At 64.2% G+C, this 23706-nt stretch carries 25 protein-coding genes and 1 tRNA gene; 11 read left to right on the top strand and 15 right to left on the bottom strand.

The window, feature by feature from the left end; genetic code table 11:
* Positions 1-15: 15 nt before the first annotated feature.
* Genes VGM61_RS10045 through VGM61_RS10035 form a run of 3 tightly spaced genes read right to left on the bottom strand, consistent with a single transcriptional unit; the run spans position 16 to position 3169 of the window.
* Complete coding sequence (locus tag VGM61_RS10045) at positions 16-777, bottom strand: ABC transporter permease (protein WP_331522662.1); 762 nt, start codon at positions 775-777, stop codon at positions 16-18.
* Positions 774-1721, bottom strand: coding sequence for an ABC transporter ATP-binding protein (locus VGM61_RS10040; protein WP_331522661.1), 948 nt, complete (start codon positions 1719-1721; stop codon positions 774-776). Before VGM61_RS10040 ends, VGM61_RS10045 begins: the two co-directional genes overlap by 4 nt.
* A gap of 32 nt (positions 1722-1753) precedes the next feature.
* Entirely contained in the window at positions 1754-3169 is a 1416-nt protein-coding gene (locus VGM61_RS10035; RefSeq protein WP_331522659.1) for a DHA2 family efflux MFS transporter permease subunit, read from the bottom strand.
* A 166-nt stretch (positions 3170-3335) separates the two neighbouring features.
* Between VGM61_RS10035 and VGM61_RS10030 the strand changes: the two genes are divergently transcribed.
* Positions 3336-3773, top strand: coding sequence for a hypothetical protein (locus tag VGM61_RS10030; RefSeq protein WP_331522658.1), 438 nt, complete (start codon positions 3336-3338; stop codon positions 3771-3773).
* An 11-nt stretch (positions 3774-3784) separates the two neighbouring features.
* Here the strand turns inward: VGM61_RS10030 and VGM61_RS10025 are convergent, their stop codons facing one another.
* Positions 3785-4726: an MASE1 domain-containing protein gene (locus VGM61_RS10025; RefSeq protein ID WP_331522657.1), complete on the bottom strand. Its 942-nt coding sequence runs from the start codon at positions 4724-4726 to the stop codon at positions 3785-3787.
* Positions 4727-4998: 272 nt separating this feature from the next.
* Here VGM61_RS10025 and VGM61_RS10020 point away from each other — a divergent pair, with 272 nt between their 5' ends.
* From VGM61_RS10020 to VGM61_RS10010, 3 genes are all read left to right on the top strand, one after another.
* The gene (locus VGM61_RS10020) at positions 4999-6501 is read left to right on the top strand and encodes a PLP-dependent aminotransferase family protein (RefSeq protein ID WP_331522656.1); all 1503 of its coding nucleotides are present in this window, start codon (positions 4999-5001) and stop codon (positions 6499-6501) included.
* A 61-nt stretch (positions 6502-6562) separates the two neighbouring features.
* Entirely contained in the window at positions 6563-6862 is a 300-nt protein-coding gene (locus tag VGM61_RS10015) for a hypothetical protein (protein ID WP_331522655.1), read from the top strand.
* The gene (locus tag VGM61_RS10010; RefSeq protein ID WP_331522654.1) at positions 6859-7131 is read left to right on the top strand and encodes a type II toxin-antitoxin system RelE/ParE family toxin; all 273 of its coding nucleotides are present in this window, start codon (positions 6859-6861) and stop codon (positions 7129-7131) included. The genes VGM61_RS10015 and VGM61_RS10010 overlap by 4 nt, the downstream gene beginning before the upstream one ends.
* Before the next feature lie 484 nt (positions 7132-7615).
* Here VGM61_RS10010 and VGM61_RS10005 read toward each other — a convergent pair whose 3' ends face one another.
* Positions 7616-8158: a hypothetical protein gene (locus VGM61_RS10005; RefSeq protein WP_331522652.1), complete on the bottom strand. Its 543-nt coding sequence runs from the start codon at positions 8156-8158 to the stop codon at positions 7616-7618.
* Between the two features lie 234 nt (positions 8159-8392).
* On the opposite strand from VGM61_RS10005, the gene VGM61_RS10000 reads away from it, so the two are divergent.
* Positions 8393-8941, top strand: a complete 549-nt coding sequence (locus VGM61_RS10000; RefSeq protein WP_331522651.1) for a hypothetical protein — start codon at positions 8393-8395, stop codon at positions 8939-8941.
* Positions 8942-9000: 59 nt separating this feature from the next.
* Here VGM61_RS10000 and VGM61_RS09995 read toward each other — a convergent pair.
* A tRNA-Ala gene (locus VGM61_RS09995) sits at positions 9001-9076 on the bottom strand.
* 150 nt (positions 9077-9226) lie between these two features.
* On the opposite strand from VGM61_RS09995, the gene VGM61_RS09990 reads away from it, so the two are divergent.
* Positions 9227-9826 (top strand): nucleotidyltransferase family protein, encoded by a 600-nt coding sequence (locus VGM61_RS09990; protein ID WP_331522649.1) that lies wholly within the window; start codon positions 9227-9229, stop codon positions 9824-9826.
* Here the strand turns inward: VGM61_RS09990 and VGM61_RS09985 are convergent.
* Both VGM61_RS09985 and VGM61_RS09980 read right to left on the bottom strand, forming a co-directional pair.
* Positions 9820-10794 (bottom strand): XdhC family protein, encoded by a 975-nt coding sequence (locus VGM61_RS09985; protein ID WP_331522648.1) that lies wholly within the window; start codon positions 10792-10794, stop codon positions 9820-9822. The genes VGM61_RS09990 and VGM61_RS09985 overlap by 7 nt on opposite strands.
* A 69-nt stretch (positions 10795-10863) precedes the next feature.
* Positions 10864-11976 (bottom strand): ribonuclease D, encoded by a 1113-nt coding sequence (locus VGM61_RS09980; protein ID WP_331522647.1) that lies wholly within the window; start codon positions 11974-11976, stop codon positions 10864-10866.
* Positions 11977-12097: 121 nt separating this feature from the next.
* Between VGM61_RS09980 and VGM61_RS09975 the strand changes: the two genes are divergently transcribed.
* Entirely contained in the window at positions 12098-14047 is a 1950-nt protein-coding gene (locus tag VGM61_RS09975; RefSeq protein WP_331522646.1) for a formylglycine-generating enzyme family protein, read from the top strand.
* Positions 14048-14106: 59 nt separating this feature from the next.
* Here the strand turns inward: VGM61_RS09975 and VGM61_RS09970 are convergent, their stop codons facing one another.
* From VGM61_RS09970 to VGM61_RS09960, 3 genes are all read right to left on the bottom strand, one after another.
* Complete coding sequence (locus tag VGM61_RS09970) at positions 14107-14574, bottom strand: YaiI/YqxD family protein (RefSeq protein ID WP_331522644.1); 468 nt, start codon at positions 14572-14574, stop codon at positions 14107-14109.
* Positions 14571-15449 carry a PhzF family phenazine biosynthesis protein gene (locus VGM61_RS09965; protein WP_331522643.1) on the bottom strand — a complete coding sequence of 293 codons (879 nt, stop codon included), beginning with the start codon at positions 15447-15449 and terminating at the stop codon, positions 14571-14573. Before VGM61_RS09965 ends, VGM61_RS09970 begins: the two co-directional genes overlap by 4 nt.
* 78 nt (positions 15450-15527) lie before the next feature.
* Positions 15528-16745, bottom strand: coding sequence for an FAD-dependent oxidoreductase (locus VGM61_RS09960; protein WP_331522642.1), 1218 nt, complete (start codon positions 16743-16745; stop codon positions 15528-15530).
* A gap of 127 nt (positions 16746-16872) precedes the next feature.
* Between VGM61_RS09960 and VGM61_RS09955 the strand changes: the two genes are divergently transcribed.
* The 4 genes from VGM61_RS09955 to VGM61_RS09940 all read left to right on the top strand — a co-directional run bounded on the left by VGM61_RS09955 (position 16873) and on the right by VGM61_RS09940 (position 20323).
* Positions 16873-17475, top strand: coding sequence for a rhomboid family intramembrane serine protease (locus tag VGM61_RS09955; protein ID WP_414694851.1), 603 nt, complete (start codon positions 16873-16875; stop codon positions 17473-17475).
* Positions 17476-17622: 147 nt separating this feature from the next.
* Positions 17623-18615, top strand: a complete 993-nt coding sequence (locus VGM61_RS09950) for a histone H1-like repetitive region-containing protein (protein ID WP_331522639.1) — start codon at positions 17623-17625, stop codon at positions 18613-18615.
* Between the two features lie 317 nt (positions 18616-18932).
* On the top strand, positions 18933-19262 hold the full coding sequence (locus VGM61_RS09945; protein ID WP_331522637.1) for a hypothetical protein: 330 nt from the start codon (positions 18933-18935) through the stop codon (positions 19260-19262).
* Positions 19263-19270: 8 nt separating this feature from the next.
* The gene (locus VGM61_RS09940) at positions 19271-20323 is read left to right on the top strand and encodes an aminopeptidase (RefSeq protein ID WP_331522636.1); all 1053 of its coding nucleotides are present in this window, start codon (positions 19271-19273) and stop codon (positions 20321-20323) included.
* Here VGM61_RS09940 and VGM61_RS09935 read toward each other — a convergent pair.
* The 4 genes from VGM61_RS09935 to VGM61_RS09920 form a co-directional block, all read right to left on the bottom strand.
* On the bottom strand, positions 20292-21113 hold the full coding sequence (locus tag VGM61_RS09935; protein ID WP_331522635.1) for a cytochrome c: 822 nt from the start codon (positions 21111-21113) through the stop codon (positions 20292-20294). The two genes, VGM61_RS09940 and VGM61_RS09935, sit on opposite strands and share 32 nt — an antisense overlap.
* A gap of 1 nt (position 21114) precedes the next feature.
* Entirely contained in the window at positions 21115-21906 is a 792-nt protein-coding gene (locus tag VGM61_RS09930) for a MetQ/NlpA family ABC transporter substrate-binding protein (protein ID WP_331522634.1), read from the bottom strand.
* 69 nt (positions 21907-21975) lie between these two features.
* Positions 21976-22662 carry a methionine ABC transporter permease gene (locus VGM61_RS09925; RefSeq protein WP_331522633.1) on the bottom strand — a complete coding sequence of 229 codons (687 nt, stop codon included), beginning with the start codon at positions 22660-22662 and terminating at the stop codon, positions 21976-21978.
* Complete coding sequence (locus VGM61_RS09920; RefSeq protein WP_331522695.1) at positions 22659-23663, bottom strand: methionine ABC transporter ATP-binding protein; 1005 nt, start codon at positions 23661-23663, stop codon at positions 22659-22661. The genes VGM61_RS09925 and VGM61_RS09920 overlap by 4 nt, the downstream gene beginning before the upstream one ends.
* Positions 23664-23706: the final 43 nt, after the last annotated feature.

Raw genomic sequence — 23706 nt, 5'->3', positions numbered from 1 at the left:
CGCTGCTGTCCGTGGCTACGAGCGAAGCTTGTAGCCGGTACGGAAGATCCACCACACGATCGCCGCGCAGGCCAGCAGGAAACCAAAGGTCGCCGCCAGGCTCACGCCCACGCTCACGTCCGACACCCCGTAGAAGCTCCAGCGAAAACCGGAGATCAAATACACCACGGGATTGAACAGGGCGATCTTCTGCCACACCGGCGAGAGCATGTTGATGGAATAGAACGCGCCGCCCAGGAAGGTAAGCGGTGTGACCACCATCAGCGGAATCACCTGCAACTTCTGGAAGTCGTCGGCCCACAGGCCGATGATGAAACCGAACAGGCTGAAGGTGGCGGCCGTAAGGATCAGGAAACCCACCATCACGAAGGGATGCTCGATGTGGTACGGCACGAAGAACCGCGCCGTGACCAGGATCAACAACCCCAGCAGCACGGATTTTGTCGCAGCCGCACCCACATAGCCGATGATCGCTTCCACCGCTGACACCGGCGCGGACAACAGCTCGTAGATCGTGCCGGACCACTTCGGCAGGTAGATCCCGAACGAGGCGTTGGAAATGCTCTCGTTCAGCAGCGAGAGCATGATCAGGCCGGGGATGATGAAGGCGCCGTAGCTCACGCCCCCGATCTGGCCCATGCGCGAACCGATGGCCGTGCCGAACACGATGAAATACAGCGAGGTCGAAAGCACCGGCGAGGCGATGCTCTGGGTAAGCGTGCGGAAGGTGCGCGCCATCTCGAAGCGGTAGATCGCGGCGATCGCGTGCACGTTCATGCGTTGCCCCTTACCAGGCTGACGAAAATGTCTTCGAGCGAACTCTCCTCGGATTTCAGATCCTTGAAATCGATACCCAGTTCGCTCAGGCGCCGCAACAAGGCGGCGATGCCGGTTTCTTCTGCCTGCGTGTCGAAGGTGTAGATAAGCGCCTGCCGGTCGTCTGAAAGCGTAAGCGGCAGGTCCGCAATGGCGGTGGGGATGCTTTCCAGTGGCGATTGCAGCTGCAGGGTCAACTTCTTCTTGCCGAGCTTGCGCATCAGCGTGGCCTTGTCTTCCACCAGGATCAACTCGCCCTTGTTGATCACCCCGATGCGGTCGGCCATGTCCTCGGCCTCTTCGATGTAATGGGTGGTCAGGATCACCGTGACACCCGTTTCGCGAAGCTGCCGCACCATTTCCCACATGTCGTGGCGCAGTTCCACGTCTACACCGGCGGTGGGTTCGTCCAGGAAAAGGATGCGCGGTTCGTGCGCCAGCGCCTTGGCGATCAGCACGCGCCGCTTCATGCCGCCGGAGAGCGTCATGATCTTGGCGTCCTTCTTGTCCCACAGCGACAAACCGCGCAGCACTTTCTCGATATGCGCGTCGTTGCGCGCCTTGCCGAACAGGCCGCGGCTGAAGCTTACCGACGACCACACCGTTTCGAAGGCGTCGGTGGAGAGTTCCTGTGGCACCAGGCCGATGGCCTCTCGCGCATGCCGGAACTGGGTAACAACATCGAAGCCGTCTGCAGTGACGGTTCCGGAGCTTGGCCGCACGATGCCGCAGACAATGCCGATCAGGGTGGTCTTGCCTGCGCCGTTCGGGCCGAGCAGGGCGAAGATCTCGCCTCGGCGGATATCCAGGTCGACATGCTTCAGGGCGGTATGGCCGCTCTTGTAGGTTTTGCTGACACCCTTGATCGACACGACGGGGGCGGAACCGTTGATTTGCGTGTTCATGCTTGGACCTTGGCCTTCCATGGATGGAGGCATCAGTGGGCTTGGGTGGGGGCGGTATCGCGCAGCAACAACCCACCGACCATGGCGGCGATCGCGGCAAACGCCGTGGCGACCAGAAAAGCGACGCGGTAGCCGGCGGACAACGCCGCCTCTCGCGGCAGTCCGTGGGCGTGGTCGGTGGCAACGGCGGCAAGGGTAGCAAGTACCGCCAGGCCCAGCGCGCCGCCCAGCATGAACGCGGTGTTCACCACGCCGGACGCCAGGCCTGAATCATTGGGGCCAACCTCGCTCATGGCAGCCATCAGCACCGGGTTGAAGGCGATGCCGCCGCCCAGGCCCAGGAGCAGCATGGGCGGCAGGATGTCCACGAGGAAATTCCCGTCCACAGGAGCCCGGGCGAACCAGAGCAGGCCCGTCACGGCCAGCACCAGGCCCGCCACCAGCGGCTTGCGGATGCCAAAGCGCATCACCAGCTTCGCCGAGAGGCCCAGTGAAAACACCGCCATCAGGATGTTGGCCGGCAGGAACGCCATGCCCACCTTCATCGGGTTGTACCCCAGCACCAACTGCAGGTAAAGCGCGGAAAGGAAGAACCAGCCGAACATTGACGCACACCAGAAGACACCCACGACCGACGAGGTGGAAAGGTTGCGAAGGCGGAACAGGCCCAGTGGTACCAAGGGAGCTTTCACGCGCGATTCGTTCACCAGGAAGGCAACAAACAGCAGTACGGCCACTGCGCCGAAGCCAAGCGTCTGCGCCGAAAGCCAGCCTGCTTCACGGCCACCGACCACCGCATACACCGCCAGCATCAAGGCCGCCGTGATCGACACCGCGCCCACCATGTCCAGGTGGCGCGTGGCCGGAGGCGTATGCACCGCCGGCAGCAATCGCCACGACCAGGCGATCACCAGCAGGCCGATCGGCAGGTTCACCAGGAATACCCAGTGCCAACTCAGCGCACTGGTCAGCACGCCGCCCAGCATGGCGCCGATGCTGCCTCCACCGGCGCAGACGAAGCCGTAGGCCCCCATGGCCTTGGCACGGTCGGCCGGTTGAGGGAACAGGTCCATGATCAGCGACAGGGCCACGGCGGTGACCACCGCACCCCCGATCCCCTGCACGGCGCGGGCTATCACCAGCACGCTGCGGGTGGTCGATACCCCGCAGGCAAGCGATGCAACCACGAACAAGCCGATGCCCAGCAGGAAAAGCCTGCGGTGCCCGTACAGGTCGCCCAGTCGTCCACCGAGCAACAGGAATCCGCCGTAGGTAAGCATGTAAGCATTGATCACCCAGGCCAGCGCCGTTTCATCGAAGCCGAGGCTGGCCTTGATGGAGGGCAGGGCGACATTCACGATGGTCGTATCCAGCACGATCATCAATTCGCCCAGGCAAAGCAGGACCAGGGCCAGCCAGCGGCGATCGGCAAGGGGATGGTCGGTCATTCGGCGTCCATGATGGGGGAATACGCATGCGTCGAATGGGCCGGCCACATTTCGACATCGCGCATGGTACACCTCGGCGCCGAGGGCTACCGGGCAGCGCAGGTCTGCACAAGGAGCGCTAGGCTACGCTCGCAGTTCCCAACCAACCTAGCCTCGGAGTGTCGCCATGCGTTCCATTCACCGCCGTGCCATCGTATCCATCCTCTTGCTGGCGTGCGCTTCGGCTGCTGCCGCCACGCCTCCGGCGACGGGACTGGGCCAGTCATGGCCCAATGCTTCGGACGTCAGCGCCAGCCCGGGCTATCACGTCTACGTTTTCGAGAAAGAGGGCGTGCGTTACGTCCAGGTCAACGATGCCTCCGGCACCGTCCGCGGCGCCATCGCCTATACCGATGCCAATACCGTCCTTGATCTGCCCATCGGTGTGGATGCATCGCGTTGGGTCACGGTCACCGACGGCGCCGCGCCGGACGCCGCGAAGCAGGTCTACCAGGACGATTCGGTGACGGTGATCGTGGCCCCGCAGCCGGACGGCTCCGCACGCATGATGCTTGCGCCGGGCGATTGCGATAACCCGGCGCAGTGCTCGATCCGGGTACAGTGAAACGCTGAAGATCAGGAACGCTCGGGCCCCATAGCGGCCCGAAGCGTCTGCGCGCGCGCGCCCATCATCAAGGTGCCCGAAAGCGCGAACGCCAGCACCACCTGAACCTGGAGCGTTGCCGGGTCGAGGAGGCCCTTGGCCGTGATGGCCAGGGCCAGGCTGGCCGCCATGCCACCCACCGCGGTCCCGTGCCAGCCATGACGCCAGGCCAGGCCCAGAACCGGCCAGAGCAGGGCAAGGCGGGCCGCCTGACGCACGACATCGTCTTGCGTAGTGATGGCCAGCCAGGCCATCGCGGCGAGGGCCGGCAATACCCACCACAGGACGTCGCGGAACAGGGCGCTATGCCAGATCACCGCGATGCTAAGGCGCGCGTCATGAAGCGCACGGAAGCGCTCATGAAGCGCGAGGATGACGGGCGTGAGAGTGAGCGCGCCGAGGTACGCGCCGAGCAGATAAGCGAAGAAAAAATCGACCGGCGAAAGGTCGGGCCACTTGCCGGGCGTATGGAGCAACGCCGCGATTAAAGTGACGGTCGTGATCGCGGCGGTGATGACGGCGGCGCCGAGCGTGGCCGCGAGGATCATGGGCATCCTCAGGTGGCCGTCAGGGTCATGCAGGGGCCACCGCTGACGTAAGGGTTTTAATAGCGGCATCCATAACGCCACGGTCGGCACCGAGGCAAGGATCGCCCATGGGATGCCGAATTTTCCGGCGCAAAGGATAGCGTTCTCAACCAGGGGCAGACCCTCGCCCAGGGCGATCGCCGGCCAGTAACGGACAGGCAGCAGTAGCAGGCAGGCCAGGCGCAGGCCCGTGGTGAGGAGGAACTGTGGGAACGACACATGCAGGGCGAGCTGATAGATCACCCCGTAGGCGGCGGCGATCGCAACGTGCTGCCCCCAGACCCAGGGTTCCGCCCTGACAATTTCGCCTTCCGTGCTTCCCTTCACGCCCTTGTCGCCCCTAGCCTGATGGTTGTGGTCCGCCAATACACTGACAGCATGCCACGACTGCAAACCAAACGTGGGTCACAGGTCTCACGGCCGCAACCCATGAGGCAACTTTTGCCGAATATACGTAAGCAGCTGCCCTGGACGAGCGTGGAACGTACCGATTGCGTAGAGCAGGAATTTGCGAAATTCAGAAAGGCATCTCCAAAAATCGCTGCTGGAAACAGGCACCATTGCGCTGCAGGAGCCTTATTAGGCGCCCGGGACTTTCCATGGATGCCCTGTTCGAGATCAAGCTGGACATAGCCGGGCGCGGGACGCGCGCATCCGGCCGTACGCTGTACGAGGAATTGAAGGCGGCGATCATCGACGGGCGCCTGCGTCCTGGCACGCAGCTACCTGCCACGCGCGCCTCGGCCGCCTTTTTCGCCGTCTCGCGGAACACGGCGGTGCAGGCCTACCATCGTCTGTTGACCGAAGGCCTGCTGATGAGCCGACAAGGCTCGGGCACCTTCGTGGCCGATGCGCCGCCCATGCCGCGGGGAAGGAGCGTGGCCGCCGTTCCGGCCGCGTCCCATCCCGCGCTCAATCCCTTCTGGCTACGCAAGGACGTGACCGCCGCCATGGGGTTCTGGAGGGACACGCCCGATACCGTGGCGGGCGACGGTCCCTCCCTGGATTTCCGACCCGCGCTTATCGACCCGCGGCTTTTTCCCTTCGATATCTTCCGGCGCGTCATGACCGGGCAATTGCGCGGCCTGGAAAAGCGGCCGGCGCGCTACAAGAGCCCGCAAGGCAACCAGGGCAATTACCACCTCCGGGAAGCGATCACCCGCCACATCGCCTTGACCCGTGCCGTGGTGTGCACGGCCGACGACATCCTGGTGACCTCCGGTGCGCAGCAGGCTTTCGACCTGCTCGCTCGCGTGCTGGTCACGCCGGGCCAGACGGTCGTCGCTGTGGAAGACCCGGGCTACCCGCCCATGCGCGTGGCCTTTGCCGCGGCAGGCGCCACCCTGGTGCCCGTGCCCGTCGACGATGAAGGGCTGATGGTAGACCGCCTGCCTGTGAATGCCGGCGTGATCTGCCTTTGCCCGTCGCACCAGTTCCCGCTCGGCGTGTCGATGTCACCGCGGCGGCGCCAGGCCTTGCTCGACATCGCAAGGCAACGCGGCGCGGTGATCGTCGAGGACGACTACGACGGCGAATTCCGCCACGAAGGAAGCCCGCTGGAGGTGTTGCGCACACCTGCGCATGCCGACACCGTGTTCTATGTCGGCACGTTTTCCAAATGCATGCTGCCTTCGCTGCGCCTGGGTTACCTTGTAGCGCCGGCTTGGGCCATGCCCACCCTGGTGGCGGCGAAGAACTGCATGGACTGGCATTGCCCCACGCCGATCCAGCTGGGTGTGGCCCGCTTCATCGACGAAGGGCATCTTGCCGCGCATGTGAGGCGTATGCGCCAGCGTTACCGGGAGCGACGCGAGGCCTTGCTTGAAGTGATGGACACGCTGGCGCCAACGCTCACGCCACTGCCATCTTCCTACGGCATGCATCTGTCGGCGACTGTTCCAAGTGATATTGACGCCGAGGAAGTTGCAGGGTTTCTCCAGCGACGGCGGATCAAATTGCATACGCTCCACCGCTACTACCATGGGGTCGTGGACCGCCATGGTTTCGTTTTTGGGTTCGGTGCTCTGGAGCCGGAACAAATCCGGGGAGCGGGTGAGGCGTTGGCGGCAGCGCTTGCTTCGGCAAGATCGCTAAAAGACTGATAAGCCTGGCATCGGTGTGCTACAGTGTACTTACTTTGTAACACATGGGATAAGCCATTTCATGACCGATGCCACGTTTACCTTTAGGGTCGAAGAAGACCTAAAACAGGCCTTTGCTTCGGCAGCCCGCTCCCGAGATCGTAGTGGAGCGCAATTGTTACGCGACTTCATGCGGGATTTCGTCCGCGAGCAACGCGAAACTGCTCAGTACGATGTCTGGTTCAAAGCCCAGGTGCGTGCCGGCCTCAAAGCAGCGGATGCGGGCGACGTTACATCTGCCAAGGAGGTGGAGGCCGAAGCACATGCCTGGCGGAAAAGAACACTTGCGGCGATGAACCGGAAGGAGCGATCCAGTCGGTGAAACTTTTATGGACGAGCACCGCACGCAAGGATCGCGTGAACATCCGAACCTTCATCGAGCGTGACAACCCGGCTGCCGCACTTGAGTTGGATGAGGTATTTTCCGATCGCACAGCAGGATTACTTGAACTGCCGCTGATGGGTCGTACTGGACGGCTAAAGGGAACCCGCGAACTCGTCGTGCATGGTAATTACGTCGTAGTCTACGATGTCATGAAGGATGACATCCGCATCATTCGCATACTGCATGCTGCGCGGCGATGGCCCTAAGGAGAGGGCCGGACGAATGAACCACCCAGGCATGTCCTGCCTGTCGGCCCCAGTCACGTCATGGTGTTCATGACCGGTTAGCCAGCCGTGGATCACTTCGACACGACCCGATGGTTCATCCGTCCTGCGCTGACTCATGCAGGAGCATGTCGCCACGCTGTTTGCACTCAGAGTGGCGGGCGAGCCAGGATCGAAAACCGTGTCTAGATCAATACGGCCGGGCCGAAGCCCGCCTGACTGCCCGCCATAGAAAGACGGGGAATCACGGGTACCGCAGGCGATATTGCCTACGGCACCCGGATCTAGAACACGGGTTTCGATACCCGACCGCCGAGAGTTGCCCGGCGGCAAACAGATGATCGCGGATATGTCGCTCCAACTCCATATAGTAAGCGTCGCAAAGTTATCGCTGACATCCCATCGGACAAAACTCAAACTGTCATGCTCAACTTCGTTGTGTCGGCTTGGCTCGCAATGAACCTCGCTACCGGGTGAAAGTCATCACCCAGTTCGTCTCCCAGGTCTTGCCACCATCGTCGGAAAACGCCTGCTCGAATCGGGACGAGCCCGGGGTGATGTCGGCGAAACTGTTGCGCACCAGGATGCTTCGCCCATCGAGGGTGTCCTTGCCATAAAAATCCCCGCGTCCACCTTTGAACTCGCCGATCATCGCGCCATCGAGCATGCCGACACTGCTGTTGGTCCAGTTAAGATTCCACTGATGCGATGTCGGATCGTACAGGCGAAGTCCGACGCCTTCGATATGGCCCGCCGGTCCCTCGACTTCCAGCTCGAAGATGCTGGCGCGGCCGTTCCAGACCTTGCGAACGATCGATTCACCGTCGTAGGCGGTCCAGGTGGTCGAGCCCGTCAGCGGATGCACCAGCCGGGATACATGTGTCTTCCATGTACCGAAATGGAAGTCGAAGTCATGCTGGCCGTCGGGTTCGGCGGCCGCGGCGGGCCCCGTGGCGGTGAGGAGGATCGCAACTGACAACAACGGGCTTTTCCAGGTTTTTCCGCGCATGTTCATTGCTCGCCTGAGGGTTGATACACCAGGCGAATCACGTTATTGCAACGATGGGCAGGAACATAGGCGCCACTTCGCTGGAAAACATGCGGACCAATCGGGAGAGGAAACGCCGGCAAGGCCATGGCGGTGAAGTGGACCACCTTCAATTCCCGGAATTGGCCCTTTTTCATCCCCAGGGACCTTCCCTAAAGTGCCTTCGTGAGATTGGTCACGACGGAGGGCGGGATAATGCGGAAATGGTTGCTGCGTAGTGTCATGGTTGCAGGTGTCATCGCCTGCTTGCCGTTCATCGCAGGGGCGCAATCGCCCCGGGACGGCGCGCACGATTTCGACTTCGCCCGTGGCGTCTGGCATACCCATGCCACGCAAGTGCTCGACCCGTTCGAGGGCGGCACCCATACGGTTGTGATGGACGGTACGAAGACGGCCCGCCCGGTCTGGAATGGCAAGGCGTGGCTCGAAGAAATCGAGGCCGACGGGCCCGACGGACATTGGGAAGGCGCGACGCTTTTCGTCTATGACACCAAGGCCGGGCAATGGAGCCAGACCTACGTCGACAGCAGTTCCGGAAAGGTCGAGGCCCCGACCATCGGGGCTTTCAAGGACGGCCGTGGCGAGTTCTTCGGAACGAGCCTCTACAAGGATCGCACGGTGCTGGTGCGCGGCGTCTGGTCGGACATCAAGGCCGACGCCCATCACTTCGAAATTGCCTATTCGCGGGACGGCGGCCGCACATGGGCCACGGCGTTCAAGGCCGACCTGACGCGGATCAAGTGATCGCGTGGCTCTGGAGCAACGCAAAAAAAAAGCCCGGGTAGGAACCCGGGCCTTGAATATGGTGGAGCGGATGGGGATCGAACCCACGACCTTCGCATTGCGAACGCGACGCTCTCCCAGCTGAGCTACCGCCCCACTTGAGCGCAGAATGGTAGCAGCGGGTGGGGCGGCGATGGAAGGGGCCTGGGACGGGACGGGTTACCGGGGCCGAGGAAGTTCCGTAGTTTTCATGAAAACACCATGTCGCCGGTATGCTGGCCGCGGCATCCGGATTTCAGGCCTACGATGACTGAAGCTCACGACGCAGTGGTGCTCGCCGCAGGCGGTAGCCGACGACTGGGCCGTCCAAAGCAGAGCCTTACGATAGACGGCGAGACTCTGCTCGCCCGCACATCGCGTCTGGTTGCAGCAACGCGCCCGCAGAAGCTTGTCGTGGTCCTGGGCGCATTCGCCGACACCCTCCGTTTACAGGTATCGGGCGATCTCGTCGTGATCAATCCCCACTGGGCCAGCGGCATGGCGTCGTCGCTCCAACGGGCGGCGGATTGCCTGGCCGGACGCAAGCTTCCCGTGTTGATCACCGTGGTGGACCAGCCCGCGCTTGGCCAGGCACATCTTGATGCGCTCATGGCCGCTTATGACGGTCGGCGCGACGTCGTCACCGGCTATGGTGATGTACGCGGCGTACCGGCCTTCGTCCGCGCGAACACGATGCAGCTGGCCCGGGATCTCAAGGGCGAGCAAGGTTTCCGACACCTGTGGCTCGTTGATGAACCGCTCTGCGTCCGTGCGGACGAATTGGGCGACGATCTGGATACGGAGGATGATATTCGCCAGGCCGTCCTGTCAGGCAGGCTGGATGCAGCAAATTCACCTGATCAGTGAAGCGGCCCGTCGATAACGCTCAGCGACGTGCCCGTTCGCCCATGGCGCGCCGCCATGATTTCGGCAACCACGGCCAAGGCGATTTCGCCGGGTGTATTGGACCCGACATCCAGGCCGGCAGGCACGCGCAGCGAAGGTGAATCAACCCGGGCGCGTATCAGGTGAGCCCGCTCGCGCGATCCCAGGGCGCCCAGGTAAAAGGCGCCTGCATCGGAGCCTGCCCGCAGATAGGCAATATCCTGCGCCAGGTTACGCGTCATGGTGACAAAGGCCGTATTTTCGTCCAGCGGAACATTCAAATGAATGGTTTCGGGATGGCTGATCATCGACGTCCAGCCAGGGGCAAGCGTTGCCAGGGCGCCCAGTCGCTCACTTGAACTATCCACGATCGTGCCGCGCCAGCCCAACCGGCTTGCCACATCGGCCAGTTGGCGGGCCTCTTCGCTTGCTCCGGCGATCACCAGGCAAACGGGAGCGCGGAAGGATTCGATGAGAACGACCTGCCCGTGGTCCCGGATATCACACACCGCGGTTCCCGCAGGGATCGACCCACCGGTGATGTCGACCGCCCGCCTGTCGAAGTTGCGTCGGGGACGATCCGTTGATCCTGACGGCGGGAATATCGTGGACATCATGAAGGCCCGGCCGGCTTGCAAGGCGTCCTCCAGAAACGGAAGGAATTGAAGATCGTCGCATGAGTTGAATGGCTCGATGGCAACCTCCAGTGTCCCGCCGCATCCCATTTCCAGGAGAAGGTCGAGGCCTTGTTCCTCGTTGTAGCCGACATAGCGGATGTTTCCGCTATCCATGACCTCACGCGCCCGGTCGACCAGATCCCGCTCCGGGCAACCTCCGGAGAGGGTGTTGATGATGGCTCCGGTTTCATGGACCAGCATCGCGGCGCCCACTCGCCGGAAGGTCGAACCTTCCGTCCGTATGATCGTTACCAATGCGGCCCGCTCGCGCATGCTGTCCGTGTGCAGGGCGCGAAGCGCGTGTGCAAGATTCCGGATTTCCTGGATGGATTTCATCGGCGGCTATGGAAGGAGGGGTGAAATCCTTGCCTCGAGTACGTCGCGACGCCAGCCGGCCAAGCCGTCGGGCCATTGGCCTGACACGACATATTCATCCAGGTTGCGCCGTGCGCAAACCAGGCCCTGCGGAAGGTCCAGTTCCAGCGAAATAGCATCCACCACCAGCTTCATGGCGGTGATCGCTTTCTTCGCCTCGCCTGACGGATGTCCCGGGATCGGCAGTGTCGCCGCCACTTCCGCCGGTGTCACCGGCTGGTGCAGCAACGCGAACAGTTCCTGCCGCTGTGCCGAACGCAATGCACGTTGGCCGCGGCCGCGGGTATCGAGATCGGCCTGGCTATGTGGCAGGTTGTTGACGAGGCTCAATGCCAGGGCTTCGTCGAGCAACCATGGGCGTGGACGATCGAGCTTGCGGGCGGTGGTGTCGCGCCAGCGCAGGATGCGGCGAAGCAGCGCCTGTCGTTCGCGTGGCCATTCGGCCGCACCTCGCACGCCGCGCTGGGGCTGGTCGTCGCCGGCATGGGCGGCGCGGGCAAGCAGCCGGCGGCAGTCTTCTTCGAACCAGGTGTAGCGGCCACGCGAGTTCAGGCGTGTGACGAGTTCGGCGTGAATGCGATGCAGGTGCACCACGTCGAGCGTGGCGTAGGCCAGCTGGCTTTGTGTGAGCGGCCGCTGCATCCAGTCCGAGCGGGTCTCGCCCTTGTCCAGGTCGTCACCGATCACTTCGGCCACCAGCGCGCGATAGGACAGGCCCGCGCCCATCCCGGCATAGGCCGCGGCGATCTGGGTGTCGAAAAGCGTGTGCGGGCCTCGCGGCAGCAATGGCGCCAGTGCTTCGAGGTCTTCGCTGGCGCTGTGCATGATGCTGGTGACCGGGCGCTTGCCGAAGGCATCGTCAAGCAGGGTGCCGGCGTCGAAAGCCAGTGGGTCTACCAGGGCGTGGCGACCGCCGTATGACAGTTGCAGCAGCGCCAGCTGTGGATAAAAAGTGTCGCGGCGCATGAACTCGGTGTCCATGCCCACCGCGGCACCGGCGGGAATATCGCCCAGCCATGCGCCCAGCGCAGCCGCGTTGTCGATCCAGTCGGCGGCCGGGGCCGGCGAAAGTGCATCCATCTTGAATCCTTTGCGTGAACCTGAGCCGGTGCGCGCGGGCACCGCCCGTTGCCCTGTGTGCGTCGATTGCCTATGGTGACGGCGAAAGATAGCAGGCCGCCACCCGGGACGCCCGAAGACCATGCCCAGCACCGAAACCGTCCGACGACAGCGCGCGCTAGGCGGCGGCTTTGGCCTGGTGGTGTTGTGCTTTGGACTTTCCTATCATTTTTTCCCCGGATTGCTGCGTACTTCGTCACAGTCGCAGGGCCCGGTCCTGGCGCCGTCGGCCGCACCGGCGCCCAATATGGGGTTCGACCAGCGGCCACAGGCCGCGCCGCGCATGGTTTCGGAGGTGGATTCAGGACCGCCGCTGATGCTGGCGTCGGCCGCGGTGATCGCAGGTCATCGGCGTGAACCGGTGCCCGCACCGGAAGGCGCCTCGGTGCCCGATAGCGCCGAATCGAAGAAACTGCTCGAACGCGCCACCCAGGCGCTGGCGGCCGATCACCTCACCGGCGGGCCCGATAGTGCACTGGCGTTGTACAACGAAGTACTCAAGGCCAATGCCGATAGCCTCAAGGGCAAGGCCGGTGTGGCCGAAGTCCACGCGCGACTGCTCGCCGAAGCCGAACAAGCGCTGGCACTGGGCGATGGCGATACCGCGCGTGAACGCGTCAAGATGCTCAAGGCGATGCCCGACAGCGCGGCGGATACCGCGGCCCTGAACGACAAGCTCAAGCTCCTGGACCAGGTGCAACCCGTGTTGGCCCAGGCAGCGGACCTCATGCGTCAGGACAAGGCTGCGTCTCCTGTCGGTGGCAGCGCGCTGGACCTGTATCGCCGGGTGCTGTCGATGGATCCGGGCAACGCGGTGGCAAGCCAGGGCATGGCGCAGGTGCAGCGCGTGGTGCTCGACCAGGCGCTGACGGCCGTGGCAAGGAACGATTTCGCCGGGGCGGACAAGGCCCTGGCCGACGCTGCCGCGATCCAGCCCGATTCCCAGGCCCTGCAGGACACCCGGGGCCGGGTAGAGGGGATGAGGCGTCAGAGTGCTGAGGGCCTGCTGGCCCAGGCACGCTCCGCGCTCGATGCCGGTGACCAGGCTCTTGCAGGCAAGCTTGCCAAACAGGCCCAGGGCATCAGCCCGGATCTGGCGGGCCTGGACGAATTCAACGAACGCATGACCAATGCCCGTCTTTATGCCAGCTACAAGCCCGGCCAGGTGTTCAGCGATCGCTTCGTCGACAGTGGCGGACAGGGCCCGGCGATGGTCGTGCTGCCCACCGGCAGCTACCAGATGGGTTCCGCTGAGGACGAAAAGGGCCACGACGCAAGTGAGTCACCGCGCCATACCGTGGACATCGCCAAGGGTTTTGCCTTGTCACGAAGTGAAGTGACCGTGGGCCAGTTCCGCGAGTTCGTCCGCGCCACCGGCTATGTGCCTGATTCGCAGAAGCTAGGCGGCTCAAGTATTTACGATGAAGCCAGCGGCGGCCTGCGCGACGACGCCCAGGCCACCTGGATGTCCGACTACGCAGGTAAGCCCGCGGCCGACGGCCTGCCGGTGATCAACGTATCGTGGAACGACGCCCGCGCCTTTGCAGCATGGCTGGCCAGCCGCAGCGGTCAACGTTACCGCCTGCCCAGCGAGGCGGAGTTCGAGTATGCCGAACGTGGTGGTACCGCCACGCGCTTCTGGTGGGGCGATGGCAGTCCCGCCAGCCGGGTGGAAAACATCACCGGCAGCGGTGACCGCACGACCAGCGGCCGGCGCTGGAGCAACGCCATGCCCGGTTATCGCGATGGATACTGGGGGCCGGCGCCGGTGCAGTCGTTCGCGCCCAATCCCGATGGCCTCTATGACATGGGCGGCAACGTCTCGGAGTGGGTGCAGGACTGCTGGCACGATAATTACATCCGGGCGCCGCGCGATGGCAGCGCATGGGACAACCCAGGTTGCACGCGGCGGGTGATCCGCGGTGGCTCCTGGGGCAGTGCGCCCGACATGCTGCGTTCGGCGTTCCGCCAGGGTGCCGGTGCCGACACGCGCAGCGCCCGCGTGGGTTTCCGCGTATTGCGCGAGCTATAGCCCTTCGGCAACACGTGCGGTGACGGCATCCGACGTGCCGGCGATATTTCGCGTGGCAATTACCGCGGGCGTCTGGCCAGCCACCGGTCCAGCGCATTGGCGAAAGACTGGCGGTCGCGCTGGCCGAATGCCGAAGGGCCGCCGGTGTCCACGCCGCTGCCACGCAATTCTTCCATGAAATTGCGCATGGACAATCGCTGGGCGATCGTCTCGCGGGTATAAAGCTCACCCCGTGGATTCAACGCCAGGGCGCCCTTTTCCAGCACCAGCGCCGCCAGTGGAATGTCCTGGGTTACCACCATGTCGCCCGCCGCCACGCGTCGGACGATCTCGCCATCGGCCACATCAAAGCCGCCGGGTACCTGGACGGTGTGGATGTAGCGCGATGGTGGGGTACGAAGCCATTGGTTCGCCACCAGGGTGACGGTGATTTTCTCCCGTTCGGCGGCGCGGAAGAGGATCTCCTTGATGACAACCGGGCAGGCGTCGGCGTCCACCCAGATCACCGGGCCCGGAGCCTGGCTCATGCGTGCGGCCAGTCCACGGCGCCGTCGATGATGGTGTTCGTCCTCCCGCCCACCCATATCGCACCGTCGATGCGCACGGTGATACTGGCGTCGTGCCCCACTTCACGCCCCTGGCTGACCCGATACCCGCGGGCCAGTGCGCCCGCTGGCTCCGCGTGCGCGATGTAGGCGGCGATCAGGCCGTTGGCGGCTCCGGAGGCAGGATCCTCGACGATATCCACGCCCGAAGGAAATGCGCGTACCGCAAGCTCGACACCCGGCTCACTGCTGCGAGCGAACACGCAAAGGCCCAGGCTGTCTGTATCACGCGCCAGCATGCCGATGGCGGCATGGTCCGGGTGCCAGGCGCGCAGTACCGCCTCGTCGGCGAATTCGGCGATCCACCAGCGACGGCCACCCTCGACGAAGGCCGGCGGCAGGGGGCCGGTCTGGATGCCGTGCAGGACATCGCGAAGTGCGCTAAGGCCGATCGGTGCAGGCACCACGCGCGCAGGCGGTGCCTGCACGAACAGCACACGCTCACCGTCATGGTTCTCCACCCGGATCGGCAACACGCCGGCGGCGCATTCCTGGTGCAACAAGCCGTCGGCGGAGGGCCGGCATAGCCCGGCGTCGAGGGCGGCGTGCGCGCTGCCGATGGTGGGATGCCCGGCGAAGGGAATTTCCTTGCGCGGTGTGAAGATGCGCGCACGGTAGCTGGCGCCCGGTTGCGTCGGCGGCGTAAGGAAGGTGGTTTCGACCAGGTTCGTCCAGCGGGCGAAGGCCTGCATGGCCTCGTCGGTCCAGCCTTCTGCATCGATGACGACGCCGAGCTGGTTGCCGCCGCCCGGCCTGGCGGCGAAGACGTCCAGCTGCTGGTAACGGATCTGGTGCATGAGGGCAGGCGCCGTGGTGGGGACACGAGCCGCTCATGATAACCCCTATATGCCGCCGCCTGGCGCGACGGTATGGCCTTATCGCCCGATTCGGCCGAAGCCGAACAACGAAGCACGCGGATGCGTGCCACCATGGATGGCCTCGCGCAGGATCTCGGCGGCAATGACGCTATAGGTGATGCCGTTCCCCCCATAGGCCATGGCAAAGTGCACACGGGGGTCACCGTCCGAAAGCGTGCCGATGTAAGGGAGTCCATCGGTGGTCTCGGCGAATGTTCCCGCCCAGGCAAAGCCCGGTTCGAAGCTGCGGCCACCCGATAGCCGGGACAACTTCGCCAACAACCGGTCTGCTTTGCCAGGCAATGCGGCGTCGCGCTTGCTGGCAATGTCCAGCTTGTCGTCCTCACCGCCCACAAGCACGCGCCCGTCATCGGTACTGCGCAGGTAAAGGTAGGGACGGGCCGATTCCCAGGCCACATTGTTTTCCAATGCGAAGGGCAGGTGGCCCACGGGTTCGGTTACCAGTGCATAGCTGCTGTGATTGCGGGCCACGCGGTATTTGAGCCAACGCTGGGATTCATAACCGGCGGCGATCACCAGATGCCGGCAGCGGACGTGCGCACCGGCATGGGTGGCAAGCTCCAGCCAGCCACCACCGGCATCCTTCCAGCCCGTCACTTCGGTGCGGTCATACACGCTGGCGCCGCGGTCGACCAGCTGGTGCAGGGCGTGGCGGCAAAAACGGTACGGATCAACCACCGCTGCCTGCGGTGTCCACATCGCCGCAGGGGCCTTCAGGCCGAAGCGGTCCACGACATCACCGGCCTCAAGCCATTCCACGGCCAGGCCTGCTTCGCACCGGGCGGCGAATTCCCCGGGGAATCCACGTGCGTCCTTCGCTGAAGAAGCATAGTAAAGGCTCCCCACGCGCCGGAACCCGACATCGACACCGATGTCCCGCGCATGGCCTTCGAAATCGTCGATGGCCTGGCTGCACGCCCGATATGCCTCGTCGGCAAAGCGCTGGCCATACATGGACCGAAGCTCCGTGAGTTCCGTGTCGATCTCGTATTGCAGCAAAGCCGTACTGGCCGAAGTACTGCCCCAACCGGCCTCACGCCGGTCCAGCACCACCACATCCAGTCCGGAAGCGGCAAGTTCCCGCGCGATCAGCGCGCCGGTAATGCCGGCACCGATCACCGCCACCTCGCACGTCAGGTCACCCTGGAGCGCCGGAAACGCGCCAAGCAGGCCATGTTCCAATGGCCAGAACGGATGACCGCTTTTGATGTCCATGGCTGTCCAGTCGATTTCAAGCGCCGACCATTACCGGCCCGGCGTCAACGCGGCGTATCGACAACCCGGGGTCCGGGACGCCACTATGCCGCGCCCGACAAGGAGATCACCCCGTACCATGGCCTCGATGCCCATCACCCTGATCATCATCGCGCTCACCGGCGTCGTTTCCTTCATGGCCTTGCGCGATGGCCGACTGATGGCCCGCCTGATCTTCTGGCCGCCCGCCGTGGCCCGTGGCCGCGAGTACCAGCGCCTGGTCACTTACGGCATCGTGCACGCCGACTTCAACCACCTGCTGGTTAACATGCTCACCCTGTTTTTCTTCGGTGGGTTCCTGGAGCGGTTCTACACGGCGCAATTGGGCATCCTGGGATACGTGTTGTTCTATGTAGGCGGCCTGATCGCCTCGATCCTGCCAAGCTATTTCAAGCACCGGGAAGACCCCAACTATCGCAGCCTGGGCGCCTCCGGCGCAGTATCGGCCATCCTTTTCGCCTACATCCTGTTCCGGCCGTGGTCGATGATCGGCGTCATGTTCGTGATCCCGATGCCGGCCATCGTTTATGCCGTGCTCTACGTGGTGTATTCGGTGTTCATGGAGCGGCGCGGTGGTGGCAACGTCAACCACAGCGCGCACCTGTGGGGCGGTGCATATGGCATAGCCGCCACCCTTGTGGTCGAACCGCGCCTGGTTGGCCATTTCGTGCAGACGCTGCTCAATCCTTGAAGCCGCATGTGACTTCCACCCGCGCTTGCGAGATGATGTGACACGCGTACATCACGAACGGGATGTTCTTATTCCCGAATGCAAGAGCGCGAAGCCTGCACACGGTGAGCCAGGCGCGTCGCGCAACCCGACCGGAGGAGCTAACGCATGGCAACCACCCGCAAGTCCACCGCGAAGAAATCCGCGGCACGCAAGACAGGCAAGAAGGCCACTGGCAAGAAGGCTGCCGTGAAGAAGGCACCCGCCAGGAAGGCTGCCGCGCGCAAGACACCGGCGAAGAAAGCGGCGGCAAGGAAAGTTACGGCCAGGAAGGCTGTTGCACGGAAACCAGCTGCGAAGAAGGCCGGAGCCCGCAAGTCCGCGACGAAGAAAGTTGCGAAGAAAACCGCTCGCAAGACGGTCGCTCGCAAAACAGCCGCGCGCAAGGCTGCACCCCGTAAGGCTGCACCCCGTAAGGCGGCAGTGAAGAAAGCTGCCTCGCGCAAGGCTGCCGCAAAGAAATCCACGGCGAAGAAGGCTGTAGCCAGGAAGCTGCCCGTTGCCAGGACCGCCGTCGGCAAGGCAGCGAAGAAAGTCGCGCCGCGCAAGGCCGCCAAGAAGGCGCCGACTCGTGCTGGCGCGAAGAAGGCCGCACCGCGCAAGGCGCCTGCCCGCAAGGTGACAGTTGCCAAGTCGCCGGCGAAGAAGGCACCGGTGAAGAAGGCAGCCATCGTGCAGGCGAAGCCGCAGGTAAACGTCAAGCCCGCGGCCAGGCCAGTAAAGAAGGCAGCCCCTGCTTCAGCGGCCAAACCGGCGGCGCTGCCGCGCAAGGCTACGTCCAGGCCCGCAGCGCCTGCTCCCAGGCCCGCAGCGCCTGCTCCCGCTGCAACGGAGGCGGTCCCGCCGCGTCCGAGTGAACTGGGTGTCGAAACCGAACACGTTCCCCTGATCACGCAAGAGGAAGCAGTGGCCAATATCCAGGCATTGCTCGACGCCAAGCGTGAACGCGTCCGCCAAGGGCCGTCCTGGCCTGGCGAAGGCGGTGCGGCAGGTTCCGCGCCGGTGAACGACGCGCACGAGGCGACGCCGGTGCCTTCGCCTGAATCCACATATGCCAACCACGCGCACGAGCGCGGCGACCAGGCCAAGCGCAAGGGCTGAACGGCAGGCATCCACCAGGGGCCGGCACGCGCCAACTTAAGGACCCATTCAACGCCGCCAGCGCAGCTTGGTGGCGTAAGGCAGACAGGGTGTCGAGATGAAAACCGTTTGGCGTTGTGCCGCTCTTGCCGTGATGGCAGGGGCATTGTCGGCGTGTTACTACGAGCCGGCCTACGTGCGTTCCGGCGGCGGCGCCTACATCGGCGAGTCCGCACCGGTTTATTCCGACCCTTACCCCGTCTATCCGGCTTACTATCCGGGCTATGACGACTACTACTACGGCAGTGGTTTCGGCGTCTCGACCATCTGGGTCGACGATGGCCATGGTCATCGCTATCGCCGTCCGTCCGATTGGCGCGATCACGGCGGCCGTGGCCGTCCGGGAGGGTGGAACGGGCGTCCAGGCGATCGCCATGACGGAGCGGTGGGCGATCGCCGCCCGCCTCCTGGTGGATGGCGTGGCAGGGCCGATGATGGGCATGGGCGGCCTGGCGGCTGGCAAGGACGTCCGGGTAGTTCCAGCCAGGGTGGGCGCCCATCGGGTGCACGTCCGTCGGGTGGGTACCATGGCAACGGTGGCAGCAACGGCAACCACGGCGGGTCGCGCGGGGACAGTCACCGCAGCGATCACTGACGGCAGCGCATGACTCGGGGCGTGCAAACGCTCCGCTCGTGCTTGCTGGCGGTTGCGCTGCTGTTGCCCGGGGGTTGCTATTACGCACACGTGGCGAGGGGACAGGCGTCGTTGTTGGTGCATCGGCAGGCGATCGATCGCGTGCTTGCGGACCCTGCTACCGATACAACCGTCGCGGATCGGCTGAAACTTGCCTTGAAGGCGCGACGTTTCGCCTCCGACATGCTGGCACTGCCGCGCAATGGCAGCTATACCCGATACGTGGATATTCACCGGCCCTACGTGGTTTGGAATGTGTTCGCCACGCCGGCCTACTCCATCAAGGCCGTCAATCATTGCTTCCCCATCGCCGGCTGCGTCGCCTACCGCGGGTATTTTTCGCAAGCGCAGGCCGCGCGTGAAGCCGATCGGCTACGTGCCCTTGGGGACGATGTGAGCGTGGGCGGTGCGCCTGCGTATTCCACCCTTGGCTGGTTTGACGATCCGGTGCTAAGCAGCATGCTGCGATGGGACGATGACGAACTGGCCGGCGAGGTGTTCCATGAACTGGCGCACCAGCGTGTCTACGTGGCCGGCGATACCGCCTTCAACGAGTCCTACGCGACGTTCGTGCAGCGGCAGGGCCTGGATGCATGGCGACACGCTCGAGGGCTGGGTCCGGTGGATCCGCGCGGAGACCGCATGGAAGCAGCGTTTACCCAGTTGGTGATCGATCTGCGGCAGTCGTTGGCCGACATTTATACCCGCGGCGGGGAGCCGATGACGCTGGCGAAGGAAAAGCGTGCTGCCTTCGCCGGCTTCCGTGAACGCTACGCGCATTGGCGCGATACGGACTTCGGTGGCGACAAACGCTACGACGCATGGGTGGCGGGGGACCTCAACAACGCCAGCCTGCTGCCGTTTGGCCTGTACGAGCAATGGGTGCCGGCTTTCACGGCCCTGTTCGCCCAGGTCCATGGTAACTGGGCCGCTTTCCATGCGCGCGTAGCAGTATTGGCCAGGGAACCGAAACAAGCGCGACAGGCTAGCCTCGAGGCGCTGGCTACTTCGGCCTGCGCGACGCCATGTGGCTGAGGTAGGCCACCAGGTCGTCGAGGTCGGCATCGCTGAGCGTGCGCCTGTCGAACGCCGGCATCTTCGCCTCGGGCCAATGGCGCAGGTCCTGCGGGTTGCGCACCAGTTTCTTGAGGTAGGCCGTGCCCAGGTACTCGGTTGGGCTATGGGGGATGTTGAGGTCCGGTCCGAGCCGGGCGTCGCCCTGGCCATTGAGCGTGTGGCAGGTGATGCAATCCTTCTTGAACACGGCGAATCCCCGTCGGGCCGGCGCGTCCGGCGGCAGGGCGGGGTCGGGCAGCATGCCGGGGAACCTCGTGTCGACGTCGGTGGTGACGCGCACGGTGGCTACCTGGAAGGGCCACTGTTCGCGGCCCACGCCGGCCGCTGAAGGTTCAGTCCAGACCACGTAGAACGGCCCCGCCGATGGTTTGCCCGGCCCTACCGGAGGCCAGGGATGGCCTTCAGGTTCGATCGCGAGCCAGCCGGTGGTACGGCCGCCGTCAATCACCAGGTGCGCAGGCACTTCACCGGTGAATCCGTCGGTGGCGACGAACTGCACATGCGCATCGGCGGCAAGGCCCGAAAGCAGTGAGCGCAAGGGCACTGCCCTGTAGTGCATGTCCCGGTGGTACACCGGGTCATCGGGTACCAAGATGTCGCGCGCGTCCGGGCGTGCGCGCATCTGGGCCGCCGTCAGCACGCGGACCTGGCCCAGGCCTTCGATGCGCAGGTCCTGGGCGGCGCCGGCGCCGGGCAGGGCGAGCAGCAGCGCCAACAACGGGCCAAACAGTTTTGAAGGGATTCGCATGTCAGAAGGCAGGCAGCACCGCGCCCTTGTAGCGGGACTGGATGAACGCTTTCACCTCGGGACTGGTCAGCGCCCTGGCCAGTTTCTGTACACGCGGATCTTCGCGGTTGTCATCCCGCGAAACCAGGAAATTGACGTAGGGGGAATCCTTGCCTTCGATCAGCAGCGCATCCTTCAACGGGTCGAGTTTGGCCGCCAGCGCATAGTTGGTGTTGATCAGGGCCAGGTCCACTTCGCCCAGTACTCGCGGCAACATCGCCGCTTCCATCTCGCGGAATTTAAGGTTCTTCGGATTGGCCGTGATGTCCTTGAGCGTTGCCAGACGGTCGTTCGGATCGGCCAGGGTGATCAGGCCGTTCTTCGCCAGCAGAAGCAGCGCGCGGCTGTTGTTGCTCGGATCGTTCGGGATCACCACGCTGGCGCCGTCGGGCAGGTCGCCGATCGACTTGTACTTGCGCGAATAGGCGCCGAACGGCTCGATGTGCACACCGACCACCGTCACCAGGTGGGTGCCGCGTTCGCGATTGAACTGGTCCAGGTAGGGCTCTGTCTGGAAGTAGTTCACGTCGATCTGGTTCTGCGCCACCTGCAGGTTGGGCTGCACGTAGTCGGCGAACACCTTGATGTCCAGGGTGATGCCCTCACGGGCCAGCATGGGCTTGACGAAGTTCAGGATTTCAGCGTGCGGCACCGCGGTGGCGGCCACCGACAGGTGCGTGTCGTCGGCAGCCTTCTGCCCACAGCCGGCCAGTGCCAGCAGGGCGGCGGCGAGGATGGGCAGGAGGGTCTTCATTGATGGATATCCGTGTTTTTGTTGCGGTGCGGCAGCATAGCCTTCCAGACATCCAAATGGCAAAGGCGCCTAGTGGTGGGACATCCGGCGCACGATCGCGTCGCCCAGCATCTGTAGCAGCTGTACCAGCAGTACCAGCAGGGCAACGGTCACGATCATGTAGTCGGGTTTGTAACCCAGGTAACCGTATTGGTAGGCGAGGCTTCCCAGGCCGCCGGCGCCGATGATGCCGCCCATCGCCGTATAGCCCACCAGTGCGATGGCGGTCACCGTGATCGCCGCGACAATGCCGGCGCGGGCCTCGGGAAGCAGCACGCGCTGCACGATCTGCCCGGTGGTGGCGCCCATGGCCTGGCTGGCCTCGACAACACCGGTGCCCACTTCGCGCAGGGCGCTTTCCACCAGTCGCGCAAAGAACGGCGCGGCGCCGATCACCAGGGGTGGAATGGCGCCACGGATACCGATGGTCGCGCGCATCAGGAAGAAGGTCAGCGGCATCAGCAGGATCATCAGGATGATGAACGGGATCGAGCGCAGCACGTTCACCACCAGCGAGAGCGCAGCGTAGCTCCGCGGACTGTCGTGCAACTGGCTGCGACTGGCCAGGAACAGCCATACGCCAAGAGGCAGGCCGATCACGACCGTGAGCAGCAGCGAGCCGCCAAGCATCAGCAGGGTGTCGATGCAGGCCTGGCCGATTTCCGTCCAGTCAGTGATGTTGGGGAACCATTGTTGCAGCAGCGAAGGCGCGTTCATCGGGCGATCTCCTGCACCACTACGCCCGCGGCGCGAAGCTGCGCCACGGCGGCATCCATGCGGGCCCCGCGCATGGCCAGGGTGAGCTGGCCGTACGGTATGTCCTTGATGCGGTCGATACGGCCGGACAGCAGGTTGTATTCGATGCCGGTGTCGCGCACCACCGACGACAGGGTTGGCGCATAGGTGGCCTCGCCACGGAATGACAGGCGCATCAGCCGTCCTTCCACCGCGCTGTAGTCCGGACCGCCTTCATCGCCGTGCTCGGCCTCGCTGACGAAGCGCCGCGTGGTGGGATGCTCCGGATGCAGGAAGACATCAACCACATTGCCCAGTTCCACCACGCGCCCGGCATCGAGCACGGCGACCCTGTCGCAGACACGGCGGATCACGTCCATCTCGTGGGTGATCAGCACGATGGTGAGGCCCAGTTCCCGATTGATGTCCAGCAGCAGGTCCAGCACCGAGGCCGTGGTCTGCGGATCGAGCGCGCTGGTGGCCTCGTCGCACAGCAACACCCGCGGTTTGTTGGCCAGCGCCCGCGCGATGCCCACGCGCTGCTTCTGGCCGCCCGACAGCTGGGCCGGGTAGTTGTCGGCGAGCCCGGCAAGGCCCACACGCTCAAGCAGTTCCTGCACGCGCCGGGCGATGGCCGCCTCGTCCATGCCTGGGCGAAGGCGCAGCGGAAAGGCGATGTTGTCGCGCACGGTGCGCGAGGACAACAGGTTGAAATGCTGGAAGATCATGCCGATGCCTGCACGAAGGTCGCGAAGCGCCGCACCATCGATGCTGGTGACGTCCGCGCCGTCGATAACCACGCGGCCGGCGGTGGGCTTCTCCAGCAGGTTGACCAGCCGCAACAGGGTGGACTTGCCCGCTCCCGAATGGCCGATGATGCCGAACACTTCGCCCGCTTCGATGGCCAGGTCCGTCGGCTGCAGGGCGGGTATGTCGCGGCCGCGCACGCGGTAGGACTTGGCAACGGCCTTAAGGGTGATCAAAGCAGGGCGTTCGGTCATGCACGAATCTTAACCTGCATGGAAG

It is taken from the genome of Pinirhizobacter sp. (assembly GCF_036499745.1).
In the GTDB taxonomy this organism is placed as follows: domain Bacteria; phylum Pseudomonadota; class Gammaproteobacteria; order Xanthomonadales; family Rhodanobacteraceae; genus Pinirhizobacter.
The sequence above is the reverse complement of the archived record's forward strand: the minus strand, read 5'-3'. Positions and strand labels throughout refer to the sequence as shown.